This is a genomic window from Pedobacter cryoconitis (genome assembly GCF_014200605.1).
Lineage (GTDB): Bacteria > Bacteroidota > Bacteroidia > Sphingobacteriales > Sphingobacteriaceae > Pedobacter > Pedobacter cryoconitis_B.
The window spans coordinates 386,714-405,831 of sequence record NZ_JACHCE010000001.1 but is presented as its reverse complement, the minus strand read 5'-3'; the positions used below and the strand labels follow the sequence as shown (position 1 = coordinate 405,831).

The window sequence follows — 19,118 nt, the reverse complement described above, 5'->3', positions numbered from 1 at the left end:
TTTAAAGATAATATTACCTGTTCATAATTTCTTATAATAGGTATATGGTAATAATTTTAACGCCGTCATTTTAAGTTCAGCACGATCAGAGGCAGTTAATCTACCTCCTTTAACCGTTGCACCAATTACAATACCACCAGAAAGCAGGACAATATTTTTAATGATATATTGTCCCAGTAAAGTCGGAATCAGCAAACTCCGGACAAAAGTCTCGTCAGGGAAGAAAACCAAAGGCAAAAACGTACCAGCCATTTGAAAATAAAGCAATAACAAGGTAAGTCCCAGCCATTTTTTTGAAATTAACCCAAGTCCTATAATACATTCCCATACGGCTAATAAGGGTAAGGAAACAGGCGGTAGTATAATTCCAAAAGTTAATTTCTCTATGGTACGGCCAGCGATAACTTCGGCTGCACTCACACCAGGAAAAAACTTAAGTATACCAAACCAGATGAAAATAAGACCCAGCGAGATTCGCAGAATATTTAGTCCGTTACGAGCTTTCCATTCTACAGCTTTATTTTCTGTTTTAATCAGGAATGACATGATGTGATATGCTTTCATAGGGTTTGGGTTAATGGTTCAACCCATTTACGTCAAATGATATTTTGCAGATGTACGCAGCCTTCTATTCAGCAAAACCAGAAGGAATAACCCTCTTTTAAACCCAACCAGAATCTTATATCATGTAAAAAAAATAAATTACCGGCAAGGTTCTGGAAAGTTGAAAGTGCATATACAATTGGAGTAACTGATTTTGGTCGTATAGCTTTTAAAAAACCTTCTATGTGATGCACTGGATGAGTGGCCTCTATTTATTTTTACGAAGTATTTCAGTGATGATAACTTCCTGCAATTTTTCAGGTTCAGTATTGAATATCGTATGCCCCGAATTACTAAACCAGAAAAAATCCTTTTTTGGTGCTTTCAAAAACTTATAATAGTCTTCCACTATGGCATGAGCAGCTAAGCCATCAGCATTCCCTTCAATAAAATAAACCGGGCATTTAACCGATGGTAAATCTTTAAAAAGGTTACCCCCGATTGATTCTTTCCAGACTGGAAACCAGACTGACATCCATGCATAGTATTTTGATTTGAAATCATCTTTTTTAGCAAATTCAACACCATTCCGGATAAATAACCACTTCTGCGAATAAAACAAATCTTCTTCTTGCTGAAATGGAATTTTAACCAGTGCAAGTTCTTTTAACGCCTGTTCATTCTTGTTTTTCAATGCCCATTCTTTCAGTGTCTTTTCGGTAAGCTTTGCACTTTTCAACTGATCTATGATCGGACTGATTGCAATATAAGCGGATAATAATTCAGGATATTTATCAGCAATATTAAAAGCCAGAACTGATCCCCATGAATGAGAAGCCAGGTAAAGTTTTTTATGGTTAAACTTCTTTAGCAACAGTTTTACAACTTCATAGGTATCATCCTGCATCAGTTTAACCGTCAGTTTTTTGGGAGAAGGGTTTAATTTCAAAGTCCCCCCCGTCTCTCTCTGATCCCACTGTACAACCACAAATTCTTTTTGCAGCCGGTCTGTAAACTTATCTGCAGGTTCCATAAGCGAACTTCCAGGGCCGCCATGTAAAAAAAGTAAAATAGGATTCTCTTTATTCTCTCCTTTGATACTGATCAACTGTTTGATCCCGCCAATGGAGATAATTTCAGTAGTATCAATTGCCGTGATAACCCTAAGATCAACAGGCAAACCAGTACACCCACACACTTCAGCTCTGTTTATAACAAATATTAAAATTAAAACAGCAATCAGGAATATCTTCTTCATTCCCGAAACTACTATTTATTTCTAATTTATCTCTTGCCTCTTTTAAAGTAATTATTATCTTTGCGGCCGCTAATTATTATTTAGACTAACACTAAACAAGAAGTCTAAAACCAACACCATCAGCTGATTCAGCTTAATCTGCAGACACATGAATTTGAAACCTGTTAGCCCCTAAAGGCTAGCTTATACTCACTATTAAACACACCATATGATTAAATTCTTTACCATTTTAGGAGTATCCATGATGCTCTGTTCCACAATCAAAGCGCAGGTCATCAGAGGTACTGTATATGATAAAAGTACAAAAGAGACCATTATAGGCGCTAGTATTTCCGTCAAAGAACATCCGGGAAAAGGTGTAATGGCAGATGCTCAGGGCAAATTTAGTCTGCAACTGCAATCAGGCGAAACACTAATCGTCAAAATGATTGGTTACAAGCATTTTCAAAAACAATACACCGCAATTAAAGAAGGTCAGCAAATTGATATATTCATGGAACCAGGTGTAGAACTGCAGGAAGTCATGGTAACCGCCAGTTTAGCGAATTCAAGAAGCAAAAAAGCAATTGGAACAAATATAGATCATATTAATGCGGCTGCGGTAGTGGCAACAAGTAACCCTTCTTCTCTTGCAGACATTGTTAACGGAAGGATCAGCGGAGCGCAGGTCTACAATACAAATGGTAAAGTTGGTATGCCAATCCGTTTTGATATCCGTTCTTCTGCTACATTCAGCATGGAACGTGATCCATTAATCTTTATTGATGGTGTGCGTTATGGCAGTACGAATACCTCAGATATTAACTCTTCGCAAGAAGCAATGAGTGCATTAAACGATTTGCCTTTAAATGATATTGAATCGATAGATGTGATTAAAGGGCCAGCCGCCGCCGCATCTTATGGTGCAGAAGCAGCTAATGGTGTCGTTGTTATTCAGACTAAACGTGGTCTGAATGGTCAGAAAGGGATTGCTATTAATGTAAAATATACAGCAGGATTTAGTGAACTGGCCAGAAAATATGATCAGTTTGTCAATAATGACCCTTTAAATGATTTTTTCAGAAAAGGGACAGAACAGCAATTATACGCTAATATCACCTCACAAATCGATCAGAACAACAGCATTTTCTTTTCTGCAAACACCAATAAAAATGCAGGTATTGTCCCTGGAAATCAGGATAACAGACAAACGGTACGTACCGGCTATGATTTTGTTAAAGACCGTTTCAAATTATCATTAACAGCAGGTTATGTGAAAGGGAAATTAAGTATTCCTCAATCTGCTTCAGGACGCGATGATGCGATCTGGAACCTGATGCGTGACCGCACACCATGGCCATTTATTGCAGAAGAAAGCTGGCGTGCAATCCAGAAAGAATATGAAAATGACCGTTTTACCGGGAGTTTAAAATTAGCCTATACCTTCCCCTTTGAAATTAAAGCAGAAAGTTTAGTTGGTTTAGACCTCAATCGTATTGATGGCCTTAACTACCTTCCTTACGGCTTTTTACAGGGAACAAATAACACGGGAAGCAAACAAATCAGTAACCGCCGTAACCAAAATATGAACTGGGATTTTAAGTTATCCCGTAATTTTGTGTTTAACCCGAAATGGCAGTTAAACCTGTCTTTCCTTTCTCAGATTACACAAGCATCAGAAAGGGTTACCGGAATCAGTGTCCGCAATTTTGCAGTTCCTGGAATCAGTAACATCGCTTCCGCAGCAGAGATTTTAGGTACAACTGACAACACTTTTGAAAAGCGTACACATGGACTATATGGCGAGGCTTTTTTAAGTTATGACAACAAACTATTTATTAATGCAGGTCTGAGACGTGATGTTTCAAACATGATCGGAAGAAACGTAGCCAGTATATGGTACCCTACAATAAGTGTTGCCTACAATGTAGCTGATATGGACTTTTTGAAAGGAAAAGTAGATGAATGGAAATTCCGGGCAGCTTATGGAGAATCAGGCCGTTTGCCTTATCCAGGTGATGCACAAACTGCTTATCTGGTTGAAAATTCTTCTTTTGGAACGATAGTAAAACCTTTAAGGAAAGGAAATCCGGATATTAAACCAGAACGCACCGGTGAATTTGAAATTGGAACTGATATCAGATTATTTAATCAGAAACTGAGCTTTACCTATTACAGACAATATACACGTGATGCAATTGTATATACGACATTATTGCCTTCTCTAGGCTGGCCATCCAGTTTAAGCGGCGATTATCCTGAAAATATCGGAAAAATACAGGGACAGGGATTAGAGATCTCTTACAATAGCAGAGTATTCACGAGTGCGAATAAAAAACACAGCCTGGATATTTATGCTATTTTTAATCAGCAATCCAATAAAGTTATCAATTCTGGTGATAAAGATATCCTGAGTTCAGTGAACCTGATCCGTGCAGGGTTACCAGCATTTGCCTTTTATTCCAATCTTTCTGCCGGACCGGTATTTGATGCGAAAGGTGTCTATACAGGAGCAAAAGAAGGCCCGCTTCAGGAATTGGGAAAACCCTTCCCTACTTATAACGGCTCAGTTGGATTTGGTCTGCAATTGTTCAGTAACTTCCGTTTACAAACACTTTTCACCTACTCCAAAGGAGCAAAAGTTTATAATATCTCTGCAAGGAACGTAGCCTCACAAGGTAATAATTATGAGCCTAAAGAGACTTTAAAAGCACAATTAGCCACATTAACACCAGGCACAGCCGATTATATTTCAACGGCTACAGCTTTATCTAAAGTTGATGGCGTAAGGGGTGATTTTATTCAGAAAGCAGATTTCATCAGGCTAAGTAACCTGACCTTGTCTTATGACCTGGGCGATTGGGCAAAAAAACAGACTAAGGGTGTCTTGAAACGCTGTGTAGTGTCAGTAACAGGAAACAACCTGTGGCTTACCACAAATTATGGCGGTGCAGAACCTCAGATCGACTCTCAGGGTGGTAGCAAAAGAACCAAAGGTATCAGCTATTTATCTTCAGACTGGACTGCTGTTCCTGCGCCCCGCACTTATGCATTTAGTTTAAATATTGGATTTTAACCAGGGCTGATTTTCAGTCTGTTTATATCAAAGCATTATGTCAAAGAATACAAAATATTTTTTTAGAATCGCAGCGGTACTCACTATCGCATTAGCCTTTTCATCCTGCAATAAATGGGTAAATGACCCGAAATCACCAGATAGCACTGTTGATGAATCTCAATTAACGAGTCTGGAAATGTTAGGCCGTATAGATAAAGGGATTTATGTAAACGGACCTGTCATAGCTGGCGTATGGCGTGCGGGAGCAAGCGCATCTTCAGATCTTTTAGTTGCATCAGGTGCAATTGCCGATGAAATCACTTCTACGGCAGTACCTAACTCTCCTTTTTATAAAGAACTGGATGAAGATAAACTAAGCCCGGATAACCCTTCTCTTTTTAGCAGCTGGTCAAATGTCCAAAACTACAGGGCCCGTGCAGAAGACGCTATCAATCTTGCCAATCAGCAAAACCCGGCAGAGCCCGATAAAATAAAAGTTAAACAAGGTGCATTAATCAATGCCCGTTTACATGCAGGTTATGCCTGGATGCTACTGGCAGATTACTTCACTGTAAGTGAATCCAATCATGCTATTTATGCCGATCATAAGCTGGTTACTCATGAACAGGCTTATGCCAATGCACAACGTTACTGGGAAGAAGCTTTGCCTTTAGCTAATGAGCAGGAAAAAAGATTATTACATGCTTTGCTGACCAAACTAGGTATACATACACAGAATTATACTTTGGCAACAGCACATATCAATCAGTCATTCACCCCACTGGAAAACTTCGCTTTCTTAAATACTGTGGGTACTGTAAGTAATGCTTTTTTCTCTGCGATGAGTATCAATAGCAGAGATGCAGCTGTTGATCCTACACTGGTAGCCGTATTAAAAACCACAGCCGATAAAACCCGTAATCCGGTAGTCAAAGCTGCTAAAGGACACTGGTCATTAACTTATTTTAAAGAGAGAGACCCTTTACTGGTTACAGACTTTGATGAGATGCAGCTGATCAGGGCAGAATTGGCTGTTCGCGGATTAATAGCAGGAAATCCTGCAGATTTTGTCAATACAGTGATTGTAAAATATGATCCTACAGGTCAGTCTAACCTTCCAGCACAGAACACGCTTACTTTAACCGATATCACGGCAATACGCAGGATATTCTTATCCTGGAGAGGAACGCGTTTAATCGATTTGAGAAGGTTTAACATAGACGGGGACCTGAACCCCGGGTTTACCAAAAGAAAATGGCACTGGATCGGAGTTCCCGAAATTGAAACCAGGTAATCAAAATCAGTATACTTAAAAAGCTTTTCCTGTCAGACCCGGAAAAGCTTTTTTGTTTATTGTAATTCCATTGTCATAGCTCAATTCTTTTATTTAGAAAGATTATAAATAAATTATATTTACCATCAGAGTCAAAACGAAGACATTTACGATGAGCGAAATAAAAAACGAAAGACCAGCAACTGTACGCGGGGTATTAGAAGTAAAAAGCAAGGTGTACCATACACCTCATTATATACGGATTACTTTTACAGGTAATGACGTACCTCTCTTCGCAGAGACCACACCAGGTGTAAACAATAAAATACTTATTCCACCAGCGGGAGTTAATGAAATCCATTTTCCTGATTTCAATTATGAGACTGGAGAATGGATACATCCACCAGAACATTTAAAACCTACGATACGTACTTACACACACAGAGCCTTTGATCCTGAAAAAAATGAGATGACAATTGACTTTGTTGCACATGGAGAAAATGGTCCGGCATCTGCATGGGCAATTCATGCGCAGCCAGGAGACCGGCTGGGTGTATTAATGAAAGCAAAAGGAACAGTTCTTTATCCTAAAGCTGACTGGTATCTGCTGGCTGCGGATGCAACCGGAATACCTGTTATTGCCGCTATACTCGAAACGCTTCCTGCTACAGCAACAGGGGTTGCTTATCTTGAAATACCCGGAAAAGAAGACGAACAGGAATTGAAAACTGAGGCAGATATCCAGATCAACTGGATTTATAATACAACTCCGGGAGAGAATAAATTATTAGCAGATGCTGTACGTACAGTAAAGATACCTGGTCAGGACAATACTACCCGTTTTGGCTATGTTGCCGCAGAATTCTCTTCAGTAAAAGACATCCGGCAGTTTCTGCGTAAAGAACAAGCATGGGATCAAACTGAACTGAATGCCTATTCTTACTGGAAATACGGAGCAAGTGAAGATGGCTCTGTGAAAGTACGCCGTGAAGAATATCAGGAAGAAAGATAATAATTATTCCGCCCGCAAAAGGCGGAATATCATCACACATAAAATACAGAATCCCCTTCTGTTCCGGAAATTTCATGGTTATATTTGATTCCACAGAAATCAATCGACTATGAGAACTAAATTTTTATGCGTTATGCTCGTTCTTCTTTATAACCAGCTATCTTTTGCGCAAAATCCAAAACTATTTTTAATCAATGCTGATGATCTCCAGGCAAAAAAAGAAGCCTGGCAACAAAATGATAAAGAGATAAAAAGTCTGGCAGACCTGGTGATCAGCAAAGCTGATGCCCTTCTTTCTGTAAAGCCAAAATCTGTGATGGATAAATCATCAACGCCACCAAGCGGATCAAAACATGATTATATGAGTCAGGCGCCCTATTTCTGGCCTGATCCTTCTCAACCAAACGGAACTCCCTATATTAGAAAAGATGGAGAACGCAACCCGGATATCAGGAAAATAACGGACGCTGTATTTTTACATGACCTGACCGATAAGTGTCAGTTTTTATCACTCGCCTACTATTTTACAGGTCAGGAAAAATATGCATCAAAAGCCGCCGAACTAATTAATGTATGGTTTATTGCACCTGAAACAAAAATGAATCCCAATCTTAATTATGGACAGGCTATACCAGGTGTTAATGATGGCCGCGGGATAGGTATTATTGAAAGTCGTTCTCTGGTTGAATTAGCAGACTGGGCAGGTCTGCTTGCAGGATCAAAATCATTCTCTGATCAGCAGCTCAACGGTCTTAAAGACTGGTACAAACAATACCTGAATTGGTTGTTAACCAGTAAAAATGGAAAAGACGAACATAAATCTAAAAACAATCATGGTACTATTTACGATACACAGGTTGTCTCATTCGCATTGTTTACAGGCAATAAAGAGCTGGCAAAAAAGACCTTAACAGAGAGTCTTCAGAGAATAACCGTACAAATTACCCCCGAAGGTGAACAGCCACTGGAACTTGCCAGAACAAAAGCATATAGCTATAGTACCATGAACCTGAATGACGGCTGGTTTAATCTTGCCTTATTAGGAAAACACGCAGGTATTGATCTCTGGAATTATCAAACCGCCGACGGAAGAAGTATTCATAAAGCACTGGACTGGCTTATTCCTTATGCACTTGGAGAAAAACAGAAAGATCATAAACAAATCGTCTCTTATAATACCAGTGAATTATACAGATTGCTAATCATTGCCGGAAAAGCTTACCACAATACTGCTTATCTCAAACAGGCTGCATCTATTACAAAAGATAAAGACACGCAGTTAACTGACCTGCTTTACAAACCATAACTGATCAGTATCCTATAAGCGTCCTGATAAGGAAGGCAACAGTCAGACTGTTGCCTTCCTTATCAGGACGCTTTTTATGTACTAATACTCTACTTTATAATCCTTCACTACCTCTTCGCCAGTCCACGCTTTTAAAGAAGTCCATGGAGCAGCAGCATCTGTCCAGAACTCATTGTCAGCAGGAAGCCCAAGTGTTAAAAAGCCTAAAGTAGCCATATACAAACTTCCGGTCGAAGTGTAATAATCGGCAATAGCAGGCTGATGCCCGTTAAACCCTAAAACCAACCAGCCTTTATCATCAAAATTCTGATCACCTGTATACATATTCTGTATCACCTTAGTCAAAGCACAACGTACCTGCGCCGGTTTTACGTAATCCGGTAATTTCTCCATTAACGCTGTTTGAGCCAGGGCCTGAAAAGCTGCAGTCCTGTAAGTCACAGATCTTCCATAAGCCGGGTATGTCCCTTCGGGAGAAATAATCCGCTCTAAGTATTCAGAATATCTAACCATCCGTTTCAAAGCCTGATCATAATCACTAACAGGCGCCTTTTTTTGATCAGACAGAATTTTCAGCAGATCTACCAGCATAGGGTGAATTACATAAGAATTATAATAATCCATACTGAATTTTGCTCCATCACTATACCAGCTATCCCCTACATACCATTCTTTCATTTTATTAACAGCAAACTGAACCCTTGCAGGATCATATTCTTCACCGATACTTAATAAAAACCCTTCAGTCAAACCTGAAAATAAAAGCCAGTTATTGTAGGCGCCACTCCTGTTTCTCAATGCTTTAAATTCTTCAACAAAGCGGGCTTTAGTTTCCTTGTCCAAAGGCTCCCATAAAGCTTTTGGTGCACGGATAAAAGCCTGGGCAACATAAGCAGCATCTACTATAGGCTGGCTTTCAGTTCTGAAATTCAAATAATCAGGGTTTTTAGGATCAACTGCATTCTTTAATCCTTTCAGCAGCATAGACCGCAGCTCTTTACGCATTTTACCTTCGTCAGTACGATCATCCGGCAGGGCCAGCCATGGAGCTATTCCTGCCATTGTCCTGCCTACAGCTTCCAGATAGGTCACACTTTTAAGCCCTAAACCATATTTTGGCCCCGTTTCCAAAGGCATATTTTTTTTCAGTGTTCCCTTAGCCAGATTGGAGACTACCGGATAAGCAATTTTATATAAAGCTTTAACCCAGACCTTTCTGTCCTGCGCACCTGAAACCGGTTTATCTTTTTTGAACTGCTGCGCAGCAGCCGAAGTGCAAATGACCAATAGGAAAGACCATAATAAAATTGTTTTTGTATGGAAAGAAATCATAAAGCTGTATTAATTAGTATTTAATGATAAAATCAGGGTTCGGTAATTATAAATACCATTTTTTATATCTGCCCAATGCCTCCAGAAAGTAATAATCGGCATAAACTAAAGGTACATCAATTTCACTGTTCAAAGGAAGTGCTCCGGTACTGTGCAGCAATAAAAACCCGCCATTCTCCCCTAATTTAGCGCGATATACAGGAGTTGCCAGTGACCTGATCATTGTCTCTGCCGAAGAGACAAACTCTTTTTTTTCAGTAGCTGCATTGGTATACTGAGCTAATTCAAGCAAAGCTGATGCAGTAACAGCTCCGGCAGAAGCATCCCGTTCAGCGTAAGGGATTTTTGGTGCATCAAAATCCCAGAAAGGAATTTTATCAACCGGCAAATTCGGGTGGTTCAGTATAAAATGGGCAATCCCCTTTGCCTGATCCAGATATTTCTGATCTTTAGTATCTCTGTACATCATCGTATAACCATACAATGCCCAGGCTTGTCCCCTTGCCCATGCAGAGCAGTTAGCCGCCCCCTGCCAGGTCGCTTTACGGTTAACCTTTCCTGTTGTCAAATCATAATCTACTACATGATAGGAACTAAAGTCTGGTCTGAAATGGTTCTTTAAAGTGGTATTGGCATGTTTAACAGCAATCTCTTTATACTTTGCATCCCCGCCCTGATCACTCACCCAGTTTAACATTTCCAGATTCATCATATTGTCTATAATTACCGGGCACTTCCAGTACTTGTTTTTATCCCAAGACTGAATAGACTCGATTGCAGGACGATAGCGTTTGGCTAAAGATGCCGCAGACCTGTCAATTACTGCTTTATAGACTGGGTTTTTAGTCAGGCGATACGCATTTCCAAAACTGCAAAACATCATAAAACCAAGATCATGGTTACCGCTATAGTTCTGGTTAGGTTCAATTACTTTCAATGCTTTTTCGGCAGTTTTTTTCACCGATGCATCTTTAGTTTGTTCATAGATATACCATAGCGAACCACTATAAAATCCACTGCACCACCATTTAATATCATAGGCTACCAGTTTATTATTTTTAGCATCATAACTCTGTGGCGTTAAACCAGCAGGAATATTCCTGTCCAGAACTTTATATTGTTTTACAGCAAAATCAAATTGTTCATCAATTAATTGCCCCATATTTTGTAATTGTGTATCTGATTTCTGCGCAAAAGAGGCAGATCCCGCCAGTAAAAGTAACCCTGCAATTAAATTGATTCTTTTCATCATTCGTTTTTTCTTAAATATTTATTCTATTATTATTCCTGGCTTAAATACAAAGTTCTTGCTGAATTTAACTTATTGTACCCTAACCGTAGCACCCCGCTGTGCGCCATCCGGTAAATCACAATTCAGTTTCTTTATTCCTTTTAGCCCCGGTAATTTAAGTTCCAGCTGTATCCGGGTATTTTGCTGCGCAGGATCAGCGATATCAATTATTGGATTTTCAGTATGTAAACCCTGAATCAGAATCGCACAGGCCTGATCTGATTTAATACTCAAATCTCCGGCTTTTAATACTCCTGCCTTATAAAAGATTACCTGCAAAACATCCAGCCCCTGATGTTCTACCACCTGCAAATCTTCTGTATTACTCAAAATTTTAATTGTCGAAAGTTTATAATTCTTCATCGCATCAGCACTGCTGATCCCCGGGACAACAATATATTCATATTGCCCATCAACGGGTCGATGTCCATGACTTAAAGAGAGCCGGAATACCTTCCCGCTGACCTCTTCTTTTGGCTGAAACTGGTTAATCCGATACCAGCTGCCATTCTGTGTTTGATTGCTCACACTTAAATTTCCACCTTCCGGGAGGAAATAACCAATATGATCATGCCATACCCAATCTGCTCCAGATTTTTCCAGTTTGGTTTCTGGTGATAAAACTGCTGGCTTATCACCTTGCGAAGACTGTCCATTTGAAACTTTAGCAGCCAGAATAACATCCCCCTTTAACCAGTTCTGATTCAGAGTTGTTGTGACCTCTTGCGCAGCCGCACTTTTGATTCCGGCACCCAAACACACAATCTCCTGATCAAAAAAGAACCACCCTTTTTTTGCCTGCACCTCATCATAGTTTTGCGCGTACACAGCCAGGCCATACAGGCCATTACTCACTCCGCCCGCAAAAGCTGTAGTTCCTGGAATACCCCAATCCTGTTTGATCGTTGCCCCTTCATCATCCGGATAAGCTCTGCTGGTTACTCCAGGAATTTTATCCCATTCCCATACAGGCATCACATTCAGGTATTCGTCCCCGCGAAGCTGGATATTTGTTGCTCCATCGGCCAGAAATTTACCCAGTATATTTTCATTGTTTCCTCTTTCAGTTCTCAGTGTTCTTGAAGAAGCTGCCTGCACACTGAATGTATATCCGGCACGTGTATGCAGGGTATAACCACTTTTCCAATATGACCTGTTACTGGCAGAGACACCATAAGCAGGAGGTTCTTTACCCGACATCCGCTGAGCTGCCGCAAGCCAGTAATCTGCATATTCCGGACTGAGAATTTTCACTTTAGCTAACATGCCTGCAAAACTTCCCTTTAAAATATCTTTCCTGCTAATCCCGCGTCCGCGCACGTTAAAATCAAAAAAGCTACCTCTGATCGTTTTGAAGAAAGTATCTTTCAGATAAGTGATCAGAATATTCAGCTGATCCTTAGGCATCGCATAAGCCGTGCCTCTTAAATAAAATGCTGCATTGACAGAGTTATCTGCAAAGACAGCACCATAACTCGCAATGGCCTGCTGTTTTCCATGCTGAAAATAACTATTGTCCACCTGTACCCCTTCTTTTCCATCCGTTATAGAAACGGGTTCAAATAAATATTTCGAAGCAGAATCCAGTGTAGTTTTACGCTGTGTCAGACAAGCCCTGTACAGGTAATGCAAAGCCTCATCAGAGGTATTCGCCCCATCGCCAGTCTTTAATTTCCTGGTCATCCTGACCAGCAAAGATTTTTCTAAATCTGCCGGCAAAGGCATTTTTGCATAACGCATCAGGATCAATATTTCGCCTATGGTCTTTGGATAAAAGATCTCATTATACCACCAGTTCTTATTTTTAGGATTCAATTCCAGCCAATGTCCCAGAGATTTAACAATCGCATCATAAGCTTTAGCATCACCATATAATTGATGACCTGACCCACTGTAAACTATGGCAATAGTCTTCATTCTTTGTAAAGGATCATAATCCGGATTGGTATAATTTATATCTGCCCAGCTGCCATCTTTTTTAATAGCGGCTATACTTTTTAAAGCCTGTCCATCCAGTGAATGGCTGTCATCCTGCAAGCCCATATTAATCCGGTCCATAATGGTCTGATAAGGCTCAGTCTGAGCATTCACCAAATGACTGCTGCCTAAAAACAGCAGTACAGCAAAAATTTTTAATCTATTTGTAAACCCTAACATAATCAACATTATATTTTAAAGGTAAGATGTTATCATCCAGCCGCCCACCTAATGTACCTTCCCTACCTAAAGCCAAATTTAATAACAAATAAAAAGGTCTTTTAAAAATTTTTCCCGGACGATAAGCCCTCTTTTTATACTCAAAGACAAAATATTTCAAATCGTCATAGTAAAAAGAAATACTTTTCTTATTCCATTCTATCGCATATATATGATAGTCTTCATTCGGTTCACCTACTTTAGGTTTCTCTCCTGCATAATGATACTTTGCTGCAGAATCAGCGTAATGAACTGTACCATAAACCTGCGTGGAATCTTTACCTACATATTCCAGAATATCAATTTCACCACAGTTTGGCCATTTAACCTGTTGCCGGTTTTTACCGAGCATCCAGATTGCCGGCCAGCTTCCCAAACCTTTAGGAACTTTAGCCCGCACTTCTATCCTGCCATATTTAAAGTGCTTTTTACCAAGTGTAATTAAACTTGCTGAAGTATATTTTGCCCCTTTATAATCCTCTTTTTTCGCTTCAATAACCAGATTTCCATTTTCTACCCTTGCATTCTCCATTCTTTTTGAAGTATAATACTGAGGTTCTTTATTGCGCACCAATCCTACTTCATAAGTCCATTTTGAACTGTCAGGCAATCCCTGATAATTGAATTCATCCGAGAAGATAAGCTTGCGTTTTTTCGCTTCCTGGCCAGCTGCTGCCAGGTTTACACCCAGCAGCAACAAGACAACTAATTGATATCCCTTCATCTAATTTATCCAGCCAGTATTTTGTTTCAGATTAGGATTTCTTTCAATTTCTACCTGGGGAACAGGCCAGCTATAGATATAATCCCCTTTAAATGTATAGGGATATACGGTGTTTCCCCAGATCTGTTTTACCCCATTGCCTGCATAAAAAACTTTATCTTTCCAGCTTTTCCAGCGCAATTCGTCAAAGTAATTAATCCCTTCATTTGGAAATTCTACACGGCGTTCGTTACGGATACGCTCCCTTAAATTAACCTGATCGCTCACAAAAGTAGGTAAAGAGCCATTTCCCATTTGCAGGACAGCAGCACCGGCACGGCTTCTTACTTCATTAACTTTCGCAATAGCATCACCGGTTGATCCCTGTTCGTTTAAGGCTTCTGCCCACATCAGCAATACATCTGCATATCTGATAATTGGAAAATCTGTAGGCCCGTAAGACCTGTTCAGTGTTTCAGAAGCTCCTTCATAAACAAATTTCCTGTACAAATAGTAAAAATAACTCTGTGTATCTGTGCGCAAATCACCATTCAAAGCTGCTTCTGAACGATATGGCCACCTTGAAGTCACCGTTGCATTGATGCCGCTATACACCCCTGCATAAGTTGAATAAGGAGTAATTACATTGGCAGCTAATCTTGGATCACGGTTTGTGTAAGCCTGTAAAATACGTGCCTCATTGCCCGTTGGCAGATAAAGGCTCATTTTTGCCCCCCTGGTTGTTGCCGCAGTAATTTCAGCAGCGGTCAGGTTGTTTCTTAAAAAATACACTTCCCTTTCAGCAACAGATAAAGCAGAATAACCCGGAATGACCGACTCCCAGCTAAATTTAGAACCATCTGCATTTTCATACAGGTCTACCAGGTTTGGTGATACATGATAGGTATTCCAGCAAGAACCAAAAGACGACCTGGTACCGCAGAAAAATTGCGTTGTAGAACCCGAATTCGCTATTCCAATATTCTGAATAGAGAAGATCATTTCATTACTCTGTTCATTTGCGGTTTTAAATAAAGTGGTATAATTATTAAATAATCCATAACCAGCATCCTTAACTTTACTAAAATCGGCCGCTGCCAAAGCCCACTTTTGCTGATATAAATATGCTTTTCCACGCAGTGCATAAGCTGCCCCTTTAGTAATATGGCCGTAAGCAGCATTTCCGGCAGCATATCTGTCCGGCAGGTTAGGTTCAGCGATACAAGCCGTCAGATCGGTAATAACCTGCGTCCAGACATCTTCTTCAGTAGCTCGCCCTTTAGTCGCATCATCCGCTAAAAATGGTTCAAGATAAATAGGTACACCTTTATACAATTGATTGAGTCTTAAATAGAAATAAGCTCTTAAAAACTTAGCTTCGGCTACATATCGGCTCTTTTTCGCATCGGCAGATGGAGACTTCAACGGAATATTTTTAATCGCATCATTGGCACGCTGAATACCTTCGTACATATTTTTCCAGTTGTCACTGAACATAGAATTGCCGGTAGTTACTGTTCCTGCCATCAGCACTTCCGAACCGCTGGTCTGTCCGCTAAAACTAAAGCGGTCTAACTGATAAAGTTCCAGCCCTGATGCACCGTCGGTCTTAATTCCCAGACGGAGCGCGTTGTAAACCCCACTCATCCCCAGATCAGTCAGGTTATCTGTAGTCCACATCTTTTCTGCATCCACTGCCGAATAAGGTGCAGTTTCCAGCAGGTTTTTTTTACAACCCGACAATACAGCCAGGGTTAATATAATTGATAAAATCTTTTTCATTTCTTTCTCCCTTAAAATGTAACATTTAAACCCAGTGAATACTGACGCATGGTTGGATAACTCACCCCGGCATATTGTCCGCCAGAAACCCCAAGCTCAGGGTCCAGTCCGGGGAATTTGGTGATCGTAAACAGGTTTTCTCCAGAAACATATAACCTTAACCTGCTCATGCCCGCCTTTCTGGATAATTTTTCAGAAAGTGTATAACCCAGCTGCAGGTTTTTCAGTTTTACGTACGAAGCGTTGTACAGGTAAAAGTCACTGGCTACACCCGAATTCTGAACATCTGTGGTATTTTTAAGTCTTGGATAATGTGCATTGATATTATTGGCCGGATCAGTTGGATTAGCAGGATTATAATAATAGTGATCATTCGCAATCAATGTGCTTACTGCATTTCCCAGTGACACAATTGAACTGTTATAACCTGTAGCGTTCCAATAGTATTTCATCCCTGCACTGCCTGCCCATAACATAGACAGATCAAAACCTTTATAAGCAAAATTAAGCTGTAAACCGAAGTTGTATTTTGGTGTAGCAGAAACATTCGAGAAAGTCTGGTCGTAAGTATTTCCGTAAATACCATCTCCATTATTATCTGCATAAATCAGATCACCATAAGTAATATTTGTTTTACCTGCTACATTTCCTGTTGGCTGAAAAGTATAACCCGCAGCGACCATGCTTTGTAACCAGGCCAGATCCTGAGGTGTCCTGATCATTCCATCCTTTGGCCCGCCTTTGATATTGACACTTCCGTCTGCATTGTTATAAGTTCCGTTTCCTTTATAAACATTATACAGATAGTACTGGTTAGCCTGCTGACCTTCCAGAATACGGATGATCGTACCATTTGACACACTTCCTATATTTGAAGTATAGACCTGGTTGCCATTCGCATCAGTGGTATATCCTTGCTGTAAAGCCCCTTTATATTTTTTAACCCTGTTGAAGTTATAAGCAAAATTTCCTGACACCCCATATTTGAAGTCGCCTGATTTACCAGTATAACCCAAGGTCAGCTCGATACCTTTATTTGAAATTTCAGCTATATTTTTAGTGGCCGCTGTAGCATTCCCTACAGTCAAAGGAATAGTCGGCACATATAAAATCCCTTCAGTGAATTTATTGTAAAGATCAACTTCGAAGTTAACTGCCCCTTTGAAAAGCGTTCCATCCAGACCAAGGTTCGTTACCGTGGTGGTTTCCCATTTCAAATCTCCATTTGCAAATTTTGACTGGATCAAACCCGTAACCGGCAATCCATTAAAAGAATAAGGAGTAGAACCATAAACAGCCTTATAATCATAATTGCCCAGAGATGCGTCTGCATTCATCACGTTATTTCCGGTCTTACCATAGGATGCACGTAATTTCAGATTACCTACATAGTCATTGATACTTTTCATAAAGGGTTCCTGAGAGATACGCCATCCGGCAGAGAAAGCCGGGAAAAAGCCCCAGCGATTATTTGGGGCAAATTTTGAAGATCCATCATAACGGAAAACCCCTTCCAGTAAATACTTGCTCTTGTAAGCATAATTTAAACGGCCAAAGAAAGAACGGATCGCATAATCATAAGCATCACCGTTAATAGAAGTCATGGTTGTGGCCGATCCTAAGGTGGTGATTGATTCATCAATCAGACCAGTCTTGGTCGCATCCCAGTTGTAATAATTATAATAGTTTTGATTGTATCCCAATAAAACACCCAGATCATGTTTTTCGGCAATTGTAGTATTATACCTTAAAACGTTATCTATCGTGGTACTATAGTTTTTATTAAAAAAATAAGAAGTACTCAGCTGATCGGGGGTGGTTGCTGCAACTTTTAACGTATTGGTTGCAAAATTCCATTTTTCGAAGGTGTTGCTGTAAGAATTCTTCTCTTCAAAGCGGGTCTGATAATTGAAACGGGTTTCGAAACTCAATCCTTTATAGATTGCAAAATTTGCAAATACAGTGGTATTGAACCTTGATTCCTGATCTTTCCCACCTGTACTGTACAAATAAGTTAAAATGTTGTTTGCAGTAGCAGATTCTTCAGCAGCTGAAGGAAAGCCATATAATCCATTATAAACCGGGTATACCCCCGGCGTAGTCTGACGAAGAAAGTTAAAGGCATTAGCCGTGCTCGCCATTCCGAAAGTTTGCAAAGAAGCAAAAGTCTGTGTGCCTAAAGTCAGGAACTTATTGATTTTGCTTTGTAAATTGATCCTCAACTGAAAACGGTCAGAACCTGTATTGGCCATAGTTCCGGGATTATTCAAATAACCCGCAGAAAGCAGGTACTGCGTATTTTCTGTTCCCCCATTGAGCGAAAGATTATGCTGCTGCACCAGGTTGTGTTCAAAAATAGCTTTTGCCCAATCTGTATTCGGATAAGCAACCTGATTAGGAATTCCCTGTGCAGTGAGGCCATCCGGATCAGCATTGGCAGCTGCCCATAATGCTTTCGTTGCCTCTGTATATACGGGAGTTTGTCCAAGATTACGGTACCCTTCATTCACCAGGTTCATATGGGTAATATAATCGGTTACAAACTTTGGCATATTTGCAGGCTCTGCAATAGAAAACATACTGGTATAATTAACGCTGAGCCTGCCTTGAGCCCCCTTTTTAGTCGTGATCAGGATAACTCCGTTTGCTGCCAGGGAACCATAAATTGATGCAGCGGCCGCATCCTTCAATAAAGACATACTTTCTACATCGTTCGGATTAACAGCATCCATAGAACCTGCAATACCATCAATAATCACTAATGGGTTATTGTTATTTAAAGTTCCCGCCCCCCTGATTCTGATTGTAGCCCCATCACTTCCTGGTTTACCGGAACTCTGGTTCACAGCAATACCCGCACTCAAACCTGCCAAACCTGAAGATAAATTGGTAATCGGACGGTTTTCAAGTGATTTGGCATTGATTGTAGCAATAGATCCAATTACGTTCACTTTCTTTTGTGTGCCGTAACCAACAACTACAACCTCATTTAAACCGGTACTTGTTGCACGCAAATTTACATTGAGTATGCCGTTACTGCCAGCAGATAAGATTTGTGTTGTAAAACCGATTGCTGTAAATACAATTCCGGCCTTTCCATCTGCCTGAATTTTATATTGACCATTGCCATCTGTTTGTGTAGATTTTGCCGTTCCTTTGACTTGAATGGAAACACCCGGTATAGGTAGTTGCTGTTCATCAGTCACAGTACCTGAAATTACTTTGCTTTGCGCAAATAAAGATAAAGGTGATACCAAAGTCAGTGCACTCAATAAAAGCACAGTAAACATTAAGCTACACCTAATTACATTAAGGTATAATTTCTTCATAATTGATTTTTATTTGGTTAGGTTTTTAGCTGCTGCCACTAACAATTTGCAGTGGT

12 protein-coding genes are annotated in these 19,118 nt (G+C 40.1%); 4 read left to right on the top strand and 8 right to left on the bottom strand.

Annotated features, from left to right (window positions below):
* Window positions 1-21 precede the first annotated feature (21 nt).
* Both HDE68_RS01935 and HDE68_RS01930 read right to left on the bottom strand, forming a co-directional pair.
* Entirely contained in the window at window positions 22-564 is a 543-nt protein-coding gene (locus HDE68_RS01935; protein ID WP_183878371.1) for a hypothetical protein, read from the bottom strand.
* A gap of 247 nt (window positions 565-811) precedes the next feature.
* Window positions 812-1,801 (bottom strand): alpha/beta fold hydrolase, encoded by a 990-nt coding sequence (locus HDE68_RS01930; protein ID WP_183878369.1) that lies wholly within the window; start codon window positions 1,799-1,801, stop codon window positions 812-814.
* A gap of 208 nt (window positions 1,802-2,009) precedes the next feature.
* On the opposite strand from HDE68_RS01930, the gene HDE68_RS01925 reads away from it, so the two are divergent.
* From HDE68_RS01925 to HDE68_RS01910, 4 genes are all read left to right on the top strand, one after another.
* Window positions 2,010-4,856 carry a TonB-dependent receptor domain-containing protein gene (locus tag HDE68_RS01925; protein WP_183878367.1) on the top strand — a complete coding sequence of 949 codons (2,847 nt, stop codon included), beginning with the start codon at window positions 2,010-2,012 and terminating at the stop codon, window positions 4,854-4,856.
* 37 nt (window positions 4,857-4,893) lie between these two features.
* Window positions 4,894-6,132, top strand: a complete 1,239-nt coding sequence (locus tag HDE68_RS01920) for a hypothetical protein (RefSeq protein ID WP_183878365.1) — start codon at window positions 4,894-4,896, stop codon at window positions 6,130-6,132.
* A gap of 151 nt (window positions 6,133-6,283) precedes the next feature.
* The gene (locus tag HDE68_RS01915; RefSeq protein ID WP_183878364.1) at window positions 6,284-7,123 is read left to right on the top strand and encodes a siderophore-interacting protein; all 840 of its coding nucleotides are present in this window, start codon (window positions 6,284-6,286) and stop codon (window positions 7,121-7,123) included.
* Window positions 7,124-7,232: 109 nt separating this feature from the next.
* A complete protein-coding gene (locus HDE68_RS01910; protein ID WP_183878362.1) occupies window positions 7,233-8,429 on the top strand; it encodes an alginate lyase family protein in 1,197 nt (398 codons plus the stop codon).
* A gap of 81 nt (window positions 8,430-8,510) precedes the next feature.
* Here HDE68_RS01910 and HDE68_RS01905 read toward each other — a convergent pair whose 3' ends face one another.
* From HDE68_RS01905 to HDE68_RS01880, 6 genes are all read right to left on the bottom strand, one after another.
* Entirely contained in the window at window positions 8,511-9,761 is a 1,251-nt protein-coding gene (locus HDE68_RS01905; protein ID WP_183878360.1) for a DUF2264 domain-containing protein, read from the bottom strand.
* A 46-nt stretch (window positions 9,762-9,807) separates the two neighbouring features.
* Complete coding sequence (locus HDE68_RS01900; protein WP_260171576.1) at window positions 9,808-11,013, bottom strand: glycoside hydrolase family 88 protein; 1,206 nt, start codon at window positions 11,011-11,013, stop codon at window positions 9,808-9,810.
* Between the two features lie 69 nt (window positions 11,014-11,082).
* Window positions 11,083-13,209: a polysaccharide lyase family 8 super-sandwich domain-containing protein gene (locus HDE68_RS01895; protein ID WP_183878358.1), complete on the bottom strand. Its 2,127-nt coding sequence runs from the start codon at window positions 13,207-13,209 to the stop codon at window positions 11,083-11,085.
* On the bottom strand, window positions 13,190-13,972 hold the full coding sequence (locus HDE68_RS01890; protein WP_183878356.1) for a family 16 glycosylhydrolase: 783 nt from the start codon (window positions 13,970-13,972) through the stop codon (window positions 13,190-13,192). The genes HDE68_RS01895 and HDE68_RS01890 overlap by 20 nt, the downstream gene beginning before the upstream one ends.
* Window positions 13,973-15,733, bottom strand: coding sequence for a RagB/SusD family nutrient uptake outer membrane protein (locus tag HDE68_RS01885; protein ID WP_183878354.1), 1,761 nt, complete (start codon window positions 15,731-15,733; stop codon window positions 13,973-13,975).
* A gap of 11 nt (window positions 15,734-15,744) precedes the next feature.
* On the bottom strand, window positions 15,745-19,062 hold the full coding sequence (locus tag HDE68_RS01880; RefSeq protein WP_260171575.1) for a SusC/RagA family TonB-linked outer membrane protein: 3,318 nt from the start codon (window positions 19,060-19,062) through the stop codon (window positions 15,745-15,747).
* Window positions 19,063-19,118 lie beyond the last annotated feature (56 nt).